The 13,408-nt window shown below is 40.2% G+C and carries 10 protein-coding genes; 8 read left to right on the top strand and 2 right to left on the bottom strand.

Annotation, left to right across the window (positions count from 1 at the left end; translation table 11 throughout):
- Positions 1 to 51 precede the first annotated feature (51 nt).
- The gene (locus LC455_RS08755; protein ID WP_223589964.1) at positions 52 to 228 is read right to left on the bottom strand and encodes a hypothetical protein; all 177 of its coding nucleotides are present in this window, start codon (positions 226 to 228) and stop codon (positions 52 to 54) included.
- Between the two features lie 119 nt (positions 229 to 347).
- Positions 348 to 947: a glycerol-3-phosphate 1-O-acyltransferase PlsY gene (gene plsY, locus LC455_RS08750; protein WP_223589962.1), complete on the bottom strand. Its 600-nt coding sequence runs from the start codon at positions 945 to 947 to the stop codon at positions 348 to 350.
- Positions 948 to 1,113: 166 nt separating this feature from the next.
- Between plsY and LC455_RS08745 the strand changes: the two genes are divergently transcribed.
- The 8 genes from LC455_RS08745 (at position 1,114) to LC455_RS08710 (ending at position 13,400) form a co-directional block, all read left to right on the top strand.
- Positions 1,114 to 2,853 (top strand): glycosyl hydrolase family 18 protein, encoded by a 1,740-nt coding sequence (locus LC455_RS08745; protein ID WP_223589961.1) that lies wholly within the window; start codon positions 1,114 to 1,116, stop codon positions 2,851 to 2,853.
- Positions 2,854 to 3,092: 239 nt separating this feature from the next.
- Positions 3,093 to 3,938, top strand: coding sequence for a sensor histidine kinase (locus tag LC455_RS08740; protein ID WP_223589960.1), 846 nt, complete (start codon positions 3,093 to 3,095; stop codon positions 3,936 to 3,938).
- A gap of 84 nt (positions 3,939 to 4,022) precedes the next feature.
- Positions 4,023 to 4,439: a CoA-binding protein gene (locus tag LC455_RS08735; RefSeq protein WP_223590892.1), complete on the top strand. Its 417-nt coding sequence runs from the start codon at positions 4,023 to 4,025 to the stop codon at positions 4,437 to 4,439.
- 289 nt (positions 4,440 to 4,728) lie between these two features.
- Entirely contained in the window at positions 4,729 to 6,708 is a 1,980-nt protein-coding gene (gene parE, locus LC455_RS08730; protein WP_223589959.1) for a DNA topoisomerase IV subunit B, read from the top strand.
- Positions 6,705 to 9,143 (top strand): DNA topoisomerase IV subunit A, encoded by a 2,439-nt coding sequence (gene parC / locus LC455_RS08725; protein ID WP_223589958.1) that lies wholly within the window; start codon positions 6,705 to 6,707, stop codon positions 9,141 to 9,143. Before parE ends, parC begins: the two co-directional genes overlap by 4 nt.
- Before the next feature lie 173 nt (positions 9,144 to 9,316).
- Positions 9,317 to 9,766 carry a MarR family winged helix-turn-helix transcriptional regulator gene (locus tag LC455_RS08720; RefSeq protein ID WP_223589957.1) on the top strand — a complete coding sequence of 150 codons (450 nt, stop codon included), beginning with the start codon at positions 9,317 to 9,319 and terminating at the stop codon, positions 9,764 to 9,766.
- A gap of 20 nt (positions 9,767 to 9,786) precedes the next feature.
- A complete protein-coding gene (locus LC455_RS08715) occupies positions 9,787 to 11,514 on the top strand; it encodes an ABC transporter ATP-binding protein (RefSeq protein ID WP_223589956.1) in 1,728 nt (575 codons plus the stop codon).
- The gene (locus LC455_RS08710) at positions 11,511 to 13,400 is read left to right on the top strand and encodes an ABC transporter ATP-binding protein (protein WP_223589954.1); all 1,890 of its coding nucleotides are present in this window, start codon (positions 11,511 to 11,513) and stop codon (positions 13,398 to 13,400) included. The genes LC455_RS08715 and LC455_RS08710 overlap by 4 nt, the downstream gene beginning before the upstream one ends.
- Positions 13,401 to 13,408: the final 8 nt, after the last annotated feature.

The raw sequence follows: 13,408 nt of genomic DNA, 5'->3' as shown, positions 1-13,408 counted from the left end.
AAATAAAGAAAAGCGGAGGTACAGCTAATGGCGGCCCCGCTTTTTCAATGATTATTCATTTTGGTCTATTTCCAGAAGGAACTCAATTAATTCATCAAAATCTTTTGTTACCTTTGGTTGAGTGGTATCGGCGGGTTGAGAAGGAGAAAATTCAACAATAAATTCATTCTCATCATTACTGTCTGATACTACGGTTGAAAAATGATAGTCTTTCTTTACTCTTTGCATCCAAAACACCCCCAAAAGGTCACTGTTATATAACTTTATTTTACCTTAAATCATACGGGCTGCATGGAATAATTATGAAAATTCTATGAAAAAAAGCCCTAAAGGACCGTTCAGTTCCTTTAGAGCCATTTAATTTTCGGTTCTGTTTTATTGATAATTCTTTTAATGTTTGCCCTGTGCCGATAAATGACAAAGGTTACTATTAATATTACCGCAATTAGTAAGGGGATGTCCCATTCTCGAGTAAACCCTGATATTAATGTAAAAAGAATCGCAATAATTCCTGCAATCATCGAAGATAGTGAAACATATTTCGTTATGTATAGGCTAATAAAGAAAGCAATTAGGACCGCCACAAACATCCATGGTGCGCAATACAGAATTACACCGGCAGAAGTGGCAACTGCTTTCCCACCGCGAAACCCGGCAAAGATGGGATACGTGTGTCCGATAAGAGCGAAACCTCCAGCCAGTAGAGGATTTATGTCAAGATGAAATAAATGCGGCAACGCAGCTGCTAACGTTCCTTTCAATATATCAGCGAGGGTAACGACTAACCCTGCTTTTACCCCTAGGGTTCGAAAGGTATTGGTACCTCCTAAATTCCCGCTTCCATGCTGACGGATATCCGTTTTATAAAACACTTTTCCGATAATTAAGCCTGAGGGGATAGAGCCGAGCAAATAAGCCAGGATCAAGACTAAAATAATTTGAACCATTGATAATTTCTCCTTCTATAAAAGATCCAGTTCTTCTATTTTACCATGTATTTCTGAAAAAACACTATGCAGCTTGGATATAAACATGAAAAATTACCTAATAAAGAAAAATACCTTCTCATTACCCAAAGGATACCTTACGATAGAATCAAGGAGGAAATATTTCATGGCACGCATTGAATATCATAAGACAAACACAATTTCACCGAAATTAATCATCGGCGGATTGATAGGGGCAGGATTGCTTATCATTTCATCGATTTTTCTATTTTTCTATCCTTTTGCCTCGAAAGAGAAAACTACTTATTTTAAAGGGAAAAATCCGATTCTGTATAATGGGAACCTGCAGGGAAATGGCATTATTGAAGGGAATACTGTGTTTGTCCCGCTAACATTTTTACAAGAACAAATTGATCCATCCATCCTTTATGATCAAAAATCAAAATCTGTCATTATTACTACAAAGGACAAAGTTGTCCAGATGCCTACAGATTCATTAACCTATTTTGTCAATCAGAAAGGAGTTACCTTACAGCTGTCACCAATTCTATCGAAGGACGGAAAAATTTTCGTTGCCATTGATTCGATCCTTTCATTCTTTCCCATAAAATACAAGCAATTACCGGAAAGTGAAGCCATTTGGGTACAGCGCGATGGTGAGAAATACGAGACTGCAAGATTAATAGAAAAAGACGTTAATGAAGAAAAGCTAAGACTCCGTACTAAGCCTACATGGCGATCACCCTACACGGCAGATATGAAAAAACAGGAAGCTGTGATTATTGAGGGGGAAAAGGAAGATTTCTATCTTGTCAGGAAAACCAACGGCATTAGTGGATATATCAAAAAAGAATACGTCCAGAAGGGGAAAACAGAGAGAATCACAATAGACCATGAAAGTAAGACCTTTCAGCTGCCTAAATTGAATGGACCGATTCAATTAACGTGGGAAGCAGTTTATAAGAAAAATCCTGATTCAGCAAAAATTCCTGACATGACTGGCGTTAATGTGGTATCACCAACTTGGTTCTCACTTGCCGGAAGTGATGGAACGATAAAAAATCTTGCTTCTCTTGACTATAGCAAATGGGCGCATGGGAAAGGCTATCAAGTTTGGGGAGTGTTTTCTAATGCCTTTGATCCAAAACTCACAGGCGAAGCATTTAAAGACTATGAAACAAGGCAAAAGATCATTCGCCAATTGCTGCAATATAGCCAGATGTATCAATTACAAGGACTTAATTTTGATATTGAAAATGTAAATCCAAAGGATGGTCCGCTCGTGACCCAGTTTATAAGGGAAGCAGCACCATACTTGCATGAAGCTGGGTTGATCGTTTCTATGGATATTACCTTTTCGGCCGGTGAAAATAACAACTGGTCATCCTTCTATGAAAGAACGAAACTCGCTCATATTGCTGATTATTTAATCGTGATGGCCTATGATGAACACACAGGTGCTTCCACTAGTGCTGGAAGTGTAGCTAGCCTTCCATGGGTCGAAAGCAATCTAGAGAAACTGCTGACAGAGGTTCCAAATGAAAAGTTAGTCCTTGGTGTTCCGTTATATGCGAGACTTTGGAAGGAACAAACGAAGCTAGATGGAACGATGGAACTAACTGCTGAGGCACTAGCAATGGATAAAGTAAAAACATGGGTCACTGAAAAGAGATTACAGCCCTCGTACGATGAAGAAAGCGGTCAAAATTATGCAGAATATTATTCAGAAGCTGAAAAAGCCACCTATAAAATTTGGATTGAGGATGTACAGTCCTTACAAAAGCGAGCTAATTTAGCCATTAAATATAAGCTTGCCGGCATTGGTACCTGGTCAAGGTATTTTGGCGATCCAACTGCTTGGACCGCATTAAATCTGGATTCGAGCAAAGCGATTACTCAAAAATAAAGGCTCAACTAAAACCGGCTTTTGCCGGTTTTTTTCTAAAGTAAGAACAATTAGAGTCAATTTTATTACAAATATATGGAGAATTTTCTAACGATTTGTTAATCCGTTGAAAGCCATGGAAACGCCCAATATAATTAAGATATACAACCATTCATAATGAAGAATAACCGGCCAGATCGAACAAAAAAATGGTCGGTTTATCTTTATATTCCAAAAATGTTTATAAGGGAGTGAGGGTGATGAACATGGAAACGGAAAAGGATTTAAGCTACCAGGCATTGTTTGAAAAATATGAAGAAACCATTAAATTAAATCGATATTTAGAGAAGCGGATTGAGGAGATTGCCGCAGCAAACAAGCAAAAGGAGAACCTGTTAATTCAGCAATCGCGCCTTGCTGCAATGGGGGAAATGTTAGCGAGTATTGGCCACCAGTGGCGGCTGCCTTTAAACAGTTTAACCCTCCTAATCCATGATTTAAAGGATGCCCTGGAATATGGGGAAATTAACGACAAATACTTTGATCGATTCACAAGGGACAGCATGAGTCAAATCACACAGATGTCAGAGACTATAAATGATTTTCGGAAATTTTACAAATTTAACAAAGAAAAAACTACCTTTTCTATTGGTGATTCCATTGAAGAGGCTTTGTCTATTTTTTCTTTAAGCCTTCAGAACCATGGGATTGTGGTTCAATTTGAATACAGGGGTCAGCAAATGGCTTATGGAGTACCAAATGAATACAGCCAGGTCGTGCTTAATATCTTAACAAACGCACGAGATGCCTTTGTACATAAGGAAATTCCTAATCGAAAAATCATCATAAAATTAACGGAAACAAATAACATCATTAAAGCTGACTTCATCGATAATGCTGGTGGGATTGACCCAGCACATATCCATGAAGTATTTGAGCCATATTTTACAACGCGCCCACAAGGCACCGGCCTCGGACTTCATATGTCCAAACTGATTGTCGAGAAAATGAATGGCTCTATAACGGTAGAAAATACTGGCCATGGCGCCCGATTTAGTATATTACTGCCAAAGCTATCCGTTTCTAATAACACTCCATCTAAATAAGTTTTTCCTGCGAGAACAGTTTATTATGTTTTTTTGCTAGAAAAAGGTAAACTAAAGGGAAAATATATGAAGGAGTGGATCCCAATGGCGATTGAAAATCCAAGCCGTGATGAAATCAAGGATATTTTAAAAAAGGCAAAAAGAATTGCTGTCGTAGGATTAAGTAATAATCCGGACCGTACTTCTTATCTAGTTTCTGCGGCTATGCAGAATGCAGGCTATGAAATCATTCCCGTCAATCCTACTATCGACGAGGCACTCGGTGTTAAAGCGATGGCGTCATTGAAGGATGTAGAAGGTCCAGTTGACATTGTAAATGTGTTCCGCCGCTCCGAACAGTTGTTTGATGTAGCGAAGGAATTCGATGGAATCGGCGCCCCGATTTTTTGGGCCCAGCAAGGGCTTGTCAATGAAGAAGCCTATGAATTCCTAAAGTCTAAAGGATACACTGTTATTATGGACCGGTGTATTAAGGTTGAGCACGCGTTAACAAAATACTAAATTTTAACCAAAAAGCTGCTTATAAAATATGCGGCTTTTTACTTTTTTCCGACCAAAAAGGAACCAAATTCAGATGACAAAAATATGTAGTTTTAAAATACTTATTTGCCAAATCGAAATAAATCGCTAAAATAAAGCATAGACGCCGCAAGAACTTGTGGTAAAATTATGTAGCAAACACTCGTTCTAATTTATTACATTATTGGATTAATCATTATTCAACAAAGATTTATTATAGCAATTAGAGAAGTATGTTTTTCTTTTTGTAAGGCATGAAAGGGGTATTTTAGTGGCAAGGAATCAGCAAGCTTTTGATTATAATGATGACGCCATACAGGTTCTGGAAGGTTTAGAAGCCGTTAGAAAGCGTCCAGGAATGTACATTGGCAGCACCGATTCACGGGGACTTCACCATCTCGTCTATGAGATTGTGGACAATTCAGTCGATGAAGCGCTGGGCGGATTTGGTGATCACATCATTGTCAAAATACACAAAGACAATTCAATCAGCGTAATCGATAAAGGCCGCGGTATGCCTACTGGGATGCATAAAATGGGGAAACCGACACCTGAGGTCATCTTAACAGTTCTCCATGCAGGGGGAAAATTTGGCCAGGGCGGTTATAAAACTAGCGGCGGTTTGCATGGTGTTGGTGCATCAGTCGTCAACGCATTATCGGAGCGCCTAACTGTAACAATAAAGCGAGACGGTTTTGTTTATGAACAAAAATTTGAACATGGCGGGAAGCCAATCACTACACTTGAAAAAATCGGCAAAACCAATCAAACGGGAACTACGATTCATTTTAAGCCGGATCCCACGATATTTTCGACGACAACCTATAATTTTGAAACCTTATGTGAGAGGTTACGAGAATCAGCCTTCCTGTTGAAAGGGCTCAAAATTGAAATCAGTGATGAACGTAATGACCTTCATGAAGTTTTTCATTACGTAAACGGAATCGAAGCATTTGTTGAGTATTTAAATGAAGAAAAGGATGTTCTTCATCCTGTTGCTAGCTTTGATGGTACACAAAATGGAATCGAAGTTGAATTTGCCTTCCAATTTAACGACGGCTACTCGGAGAATGTTTTATCTTTCGTCAATAATGTCCGCACGAAGGATGGCGGGACCCATGAAGCAGGTGCTAAAACTGCGATGACAAGGGTGTTCAACGATTATGCCCGTAAGGTTGGTTTGTTGAAAGAAAAAGATAAAAACCTGGACGGTTCCGATATTCGCGAAGGCTTATCTGCTATTGTCTCTGTTAGGATTCCTGAAGAACTGCTCCAATTTGAGGGGCAAACGAAAGGAAAACTGGGTACGAGCGAAGCACGGTCTGCTGTAGATGCCGTTGTTTCGGAGCAGCTTTCCTACCTTTTAGAGGAAAATCCTGATATTAGCTCTCTCCTTGTCAAAAAAGCTATTAAAGCCTATCAAGCACGGGAAGCAGCGAGAAAGGCCCGCGAGGACGCAAGAAGCGGCAAAAAGCGGAAGCGTTCGGAAGCCGTATTATCTGGTAAATTGACACCAGCCCAGTCAAGGAATCCTCAAAAAAATGAGCTTTATCTTGTAGAGGGTGACTCAGCTGGCGGTTCTGCCAAACAAGGCCGTGACCGTCGTTTTCAAGCCGTCCTTCCTTTAAGAGGTAAAGTTATTAATACCGAAAAAGCGAAGCTGGCGGATATATTCAAAAACGAAGAGATCAATACCATTATTCATGCAATTGGCGGTGGTGTAGGGTCTGATTTCAATGTGGAAGATATCAATTACGATAAAATTATCATTATGACCGATGCCGATACAGACGGTGCTCATATTCAAGTCTTACTGTTAACATTCTTCTACCGCTATATGAGAGCGCTAGTAGAAGCAGGAAAAGTGTTTATTGCCCTGCCGCCTCTATATAAGGTGAGTAAAGGTACTGGTAAAAAAGAAATTATTGAATATGCATGGAATGAAGATGAATTACAGGGTGCCATGAAAAAGGTTGGCAGAGGTTATATGATTCAGCGCTATAAGGGTCTTGGTGAGATGAATGCAGATCAGCTATGGGAAACGACCATGGATCCTGAAACACGTACCCTTATTCGCGTTAAAATTGATGATGCTGCAAGAGCAGAACGCCGTGTTACCACTCTAATGGGTGATAAAGTAGAACCACGCCGTAAATGGATTGAAAGTAATGTGGCTTTTGGATTGGAAGAAGATGAATCTATTTTAGAAAATGAAAATATTACAGTTGTTGAGGAGGGTGCTGAAGAATGAGTGCAAACGAAAAATTCCGCGACTTACCTCTTGAGGATGTACTAGGCGATCGTTTCGGAAGATATAGTAAGTATATTATTCAGGAACGTGCCCTCCCGGATGCTAGAGACGGTTTAAAACCAGTACAGCGAAGAATTTTATTCGCGATGCATGTAGAAGGAAACACCCATGAAAAAGGCTTCCGTAAATCAGCGAAAACCGTTGGTAACGTTATCGGTAATTACCACCCTCACGGTGATACCTCTGTATATGACGCGATGGTACGTATGAGTCAGGACTGGAAGGTCAGAAATGTTCTTGTGCAAATGCACGGAAATAACGGAAGCGTCGACGGTGATCCGCCTGCTGCAATGCGTTACACTGAAGCCCGTCTTTCCGCGATAGCTGCTGAGTTATTGCGTGATATTGATAAGCAAACAGTAGATTTTATCCCAAACTTTGATGATACATCTGCGGAACCAACTGTATTACCAGCAATGTTCCCGAACCTCCTTGTTAACGGATCGACCGGAATTTCTGCTGGTTATGCGACGGATATCCCTCCACACCATTTAGGAGAAGTCATTGATGGGGTAATCATGAGAATGGATAAACCCGATGCATCTGTTGATGAACTAATGACGATCGTCAAGGGTCCAGATTTCCCTACCGGCGGTATTATCCAAGGGATAAATGGAATTAAAAAAGCCTATGAAACTGGTAAAGGCAAAATCATCGTCCGCAGCAAAGCAGAGATTGAAGAGGTACGCGGCGGGAAACAGCAAATCGTGATTACCGAAATTCCGTATGAAGTGAATAAAGCCAATCTCGTCAAAAAAATGGATGAATTTCGTCTGGACCGTAAAGTAGAAGGTATATCAGAGGTCCGCGATGAAACAGACCGAACTGGTCTTAGAATTGTTATTGAGTTAAAAAAAGATGTAGATGCAGAAGGTGTCTTGAACTATTTATATAAAAATAGTGATCTTCAAGTAACATATAATTTTAATATGGTAGCCATTCACAATAAGCGTCCAAAATTGATGGGTCTTCGAGAATTATTAGATGCTTATATTGAACATCAAAAGGAAGTTGTGACAAGAAGAACACAATTCGACCTTAATAAAGCCAAGGAACGTCAGCATATTGTCGAAGGCTTAATGAAAGCATTATCGATTCTTGATGAAGTAATTGCGACCATCCGTGCATCGAAGGATAAACGTGATGCAAAAGACAATTTAATCGCCAAGTACGGCTTTACCGAGCTGCAGGCTGAGGCAATCGTTTCTTTACAGCTTTATCGCTTAACCAACACGGACATTACCGCTCTAAGAAATGAAGCGGAGGAATTAGCGAAAAAAATTGAAGAGCTTACAAGCATCCTAGCGAGTAAGATAAAACTCAATTCTGTTATCAAAAAAGAATTAAAAGACGTGAAAAAGCGCTTTGCTGATGAACGTCGTTCAAAAATTGAAGCAGAAATTGAAGAGCTTAAAATCAATCTTGAAGTGATGGTGGCCAGTGAAGATGTAATTGTGACAGTTACGAAAGATGGTTATGTAAAGCGGACAAGCCAGCGCTCCTATGCAGCATCAGGCGGGCAGGACTTTGCGATGAAAGAAACCGATCGTTTGCTGGCACAGCTGGATATGAATACGAAGGATGTCCTGCTCCTCTTCACCAACAAAGGAAACTATTTATTCTGCCCAGTTCATGAGCTTCCTGATATCCGATGGAAGGACCTTGGACAGCATGTTGCCAATATTATTCCGATTGAGCGGGACGAAGAAATCATTCAGGCGATTCCGGTAAAAGATTTCGAAGCAGATGCCTTCTTAGTCTTTGTGACAAAGAATGGAATGGTCAAGAAAACCGAGCTTAGAGCCTATAAAGCTCAGCGTTACTCTAAACCGCTTGTTGGCGTGAATCTGAAGGATGATGACCAAGTGGTTGATGTGCATTTAACTGACGGAACCAAGCAAATTTTCATCATTACCCATAATGGCTATGCCCTTTGGTTTGATGAAGAAGAAATCAGTATTGTCGGTCAGCGTGCAGCTGGAGTGAAGGGCATTAACCTTAAGGATGGCGACTTTGTCGTTGGCGGTAAAATTATTACCCCAGACAGTAGTGTAACTGTTGTCGTTGCGACACAACGCGGTTCTGTGAAACGAATGAAATTGAAAGAATTCGAAAAAGCTACACGCGCAAAACGCGGAGTGGTAATCCTACGAGAGCTTAAATCCAATCCGCATCGAATTATGGGATTTGTCGCAGCAAATGATCAGGATGAAATTTATATTCAGACGGATAAAGGATATACTGAAACGTTAAAAACAGCGGATATTAAATTTAGTGATCGCTACTCGAACGGTTCGTTCATCCTTGATGAAGGTGAAAACGGAAAAGTGACAACCGTTTGGAAAGAAGAAAAACCAGAGACTCCAAGTGAATAATTGTATGTAAGACTCTCTTTTAAAAAGGGAGTCTTTTTTTATATGAAAGGCGCAAGAATTCTAATCAAAATTTAATCTAAAAAATCATTAATTAAAATTGACGATGCCGTTTTGCAGGAATATAATTAGGCTACCTAATTATTAGGTATATAAATTAAATTAGAGGTGTGATTATGGCAGAACGTGAAAATCCCACTGTGCAAAAACTACTTAGATCGTTTATTCAATTCAGAAAGACGGGATGGCATGATAAAAAAATAAACGGATATAATCCAAGCGAGTACAAGGTACTGGCTGTTATTTATGAGGGGGCGAATAAGAAAGAATCAGAAATGAAGGTTTCTGAAATTAGCCAAATATTAGAGGTAACCCCTCCGACAGTAACCCAAATTATTAATAACCTCGACAAAGGAGGGTTAGTCGAACGAACGATCGATCCTGAAGATCGGCGTGCCGTAAGAATTAAACTTACTCCAAAGGGAAAAGAACTAACCGAGAACGCTAGAAAGGCATTTTTTGAAAAATATCTGGGTCTAGTTGATTACCTGGGTGAAGAGGACAGTGAAAAGCTGGCGGAATTATTAAACAAAGTCCATAAATATTTTTATGAACTAAGACGTTAAATAGAGGGAGTGGAAGAACCTTGTTGAAATTGAGCAAATTCCTAAAGCCATTTCAATTATCGATTATTTTAGTTTTAAGCCTAGTCCTTCTACAGTCGATATCAGAGCTTTATTTACCCACCTTAATGTCTGATATCGTTGATAAAGGTGTTGTCAAAGGAGATACAGACTACATCTGGAAAATTGGCGGTTATATGCTTTTAGTTGCTTTAGGGGGAATGGTTTGTTCCATTACCGCAAGCTTCTTTTCTGCAAAAGCTGCATCAGGCTTTGGAAAATTACTTCGTACAAAAGTCTTTTCTCATGTCGGCGGTTTTTCCTTGCATGAGTTTGATAAACTTGGAACTGCCTCTTTGATCACAAGAACAACCAATGATATAACACAAGTGCAGCAGGTTTTAGTGATGATGCTCAGGATGATGGCAATGGCACCAATGATGTGTATCGGCGGCATCATTATGGCTTATTCAAAAGATGCCAAATTAACATTAGTTCTTGCAGTATCGCTGCCAGTCCTCGTATTGGCAATCGTGATTATCGCAAAAACGGGTATTCCTCTTTTTAAAGCGATGCAGATAAAGCTTGATAACCTAAATCGGGTATTAAGAGAAAATCTAACGGGGATTCGTGTCATTCGTTCGTTTAACCGAATCCAGCATGAGAAAAACCGTTTTAATGAGGCCAATTGGGATTTAACGCAAACAGCTATTAAGGTCAATAAAATTATGGCGTCGATGATGCCAATTATGATGGTTGTCTTAAATCTTACTTCCGTCGCGATCATTTGGTTTGGCGGCATACGGATCAGCAATGGTCATATGCAGGTCGGGGATATGATGGCATTTATCCAGTATGCGATGCAAATCATGTTCTCGTTCATCATGTTATCAATGATGTTCGTCATGATCCCAAGAGCGTCAGTATCTGCTGTTAGAATAAACGAGGTACTTAAGACAACCGCTGATATTACGGATCCATCTAAGCCGTTATCAATTGAAAGCAAAAAAGGTCAGGTAGAGTTTCAAAATGTTACCTTTAGCTACCCAGGTGCAGAGATGCCTGCCATCTCGAATATCTCTTTTTCGATGAACCCAGGAGAAGTGACAGCCATTATTGGCGGAACCGGTTCTGGTAAATCGACTCTTATTAATTTGATTCCTCGTTTTTATGATGTGGATAGTGGAAAAATCCTGGTAGACGGGATTGATGTACGTGAAATGACGCAAGAAAATCTTAGATCAAAAATTGGTTTTGTCCCGCAGCAAGCTGTTCTTTTTACAGGTACCATCGCGGAAAACATTCGATATGGAAAGGAACTTGCTTCGAAAGAAGAAGTCCAATATGCGGCAGAAATCGCCCAAGCTTCGGATTTTATCTCCTCAATGGAGGGTGCATACGATGCCGTTATCGCCCAAGGGGGAACAAATGTTTCCGGTGGTCAAAAACAGCGTTTATCCATTGCCAGGGCGCTGGTTCGTAAACCGGAAATTTATATCTTTGATGATAGCTTCTCCGCATTGGATTTTAAAACCGATGCAAAACTGCGTGCCGCATTAAAAGAAGAAACCATCGATTCCACCGTTTTAATCGTGGCTCAACGTGTGAGTACGATTATGGATGCAGATCAAATAATTGTCCTCGATAATGGTGAAATTGTCGGAATCGGGAAGCATAAAGACCTTTTAGAAACAAGTTCTGTATATCGTGAGATTGTGATGTCACAGCTTTCGGAGGAAGAAATCGCATGAGTAAAGAGACGAATAATCAAAGGCAGGGACCGGGTTTCGGGCCTGGAGGACGCGGATTTGGACCTGGCGGCATGGGAATGCCTGTCCAAAAAGCAAAGGATTTTAAAGGAACGCTAAAACGATTAATTGGCTACCTAAAACCCCATACATTTCAGCTTCTTGCTGTATTGGTTACAGCAATCATAAGCACTATCTTTGCAATTGTCAGTCCGAAGATTATGGGGAAAGCCACCACCAAACTATTTGAAGGTTTAATGAAAAAGCTAAGCGGTGTCCCTGGAGCAAAAATAAACTTTGATTACATCGGTCAAATCATCCTACTGTTAATTGGATTGTATATTTTAAGTGCGATATTTTCATATATACAGCAATATATAATGGCAGGAGTAGCGCAAAAGACCGTTTATAACCTTCGTAAAGAAGTGTTAGATAAGCTTAACCGTTTGCCATTAAAGTATTTTGATTCGCGGACACACGGTGAAATTCTTAGCCGTGCGGTCAATGATGTTGATAACATCAGTACGACCCTGCAGCAAAGCTTGACTCAGCTTATCACCTCGGTTGTCACAATAATTGGGGTTATTGTGATGATGCTTACCATCAGTCCTTTAATGACACTAATTGTGGTGGTTACGCTGCCGCTCAGCTTTGTGGCCACCGCCAGTATTGCGAAAAAATCACAAACCTTTTTTAAAGGACAGCAAAAATCACTTGGCCAGCTTAACGGGCACGTTGAAGAAATGTACACCGGACATAAAGTGGTCAAAGTATTTGGCCATGAGAAAAAGTCGATTGAAAAATTTGAGGAAATCAACGAGCAGCTTTACCAATCGGGCTGGAAGGCACAATTTGTATCCGGTATGATCATGCCATTAATGTCGTTTATTAATAATATTGGCTACGTATTAGTATCCGTAGCAGGTGGTATTTTAGTTACAAAAAGGGCAATTGAAATTGGTGATATTCAAGCGTTTATCCAATATGCCCGCCAATTCGCTCAACCAATCACTCAAACGGCGATGATTGCGAATGTCATCCAATCGACAATTGCCAGTGCTGAGCGTGTTTTTGAAATATTGGATGAAGCCGAAGAAGTACCTGAAGCCATTGCGGTGAAAGAGATTTTGGAGCCAAAAGGTGAAGTGAAATTCGACCATGTTTCTTTCGGCTATAAAGAAAATGAACCATTAATCGGTGACATGAATATCGATGTGAAGCCAGGGCAGAGGGTGGCGATTGTTGGTCCAACCGGTGCAGGAAAAACGACGCTGATTAACTTGTTGATGCGTTTTTATGAAATTAATTCCGGTAAAATTTTAATAGACGGTATCGATACTCGGGATTTAAAGCGGGAGCATCTTAGAAGTTTATTTGGGATGGTTCTGCAAGATACATGGCTGTTTAACAGCACGATTCGCGACAATATTGCCTATGGAAGAGAGGGGGCGACGGAGGAGGAGATTGTAGCGGCAGCAAAAGCATCTAATGCCGATCATTTCATCCGAACACTTCCAGAAGGGTATGACACTATTTTGAATGAAGAGGCCTCCAACATTTCTCAAGGTCAAAAGCAATTATTAACGATTGCTAGGGCAATACTCGCAAATCCAGCCATCTTAATCCTTGATGAAGCAACCAGCAGCGTTGACACTAGGACTGAGATCCAAATTCAACGAGCAATGAATCGCTTAATGCAGGGACGCACAAGTTTTATTATTGCTCACAGGCTTTCAACGATTCGTGATGCTGATTTAATCTTGGTGATGAATAATGGAAGTGTGATAGAAAAAGGAACTCATGTGGAACTGCTGGAAAAAGGCGGGTTCTATGCAGATTTGTATAATAGTCAGTTTACTAGCAGGAATTCGAAAAAGAATGTAGGGTAGAGAAGGGC

The organism is Neobacillus bataviensis (genome assembly GCF_019969725.1).
Note: the sequence above shows the minus strand (reverse complement) of the source record. Positions and strands in the feature narration are given on the sequence as shown.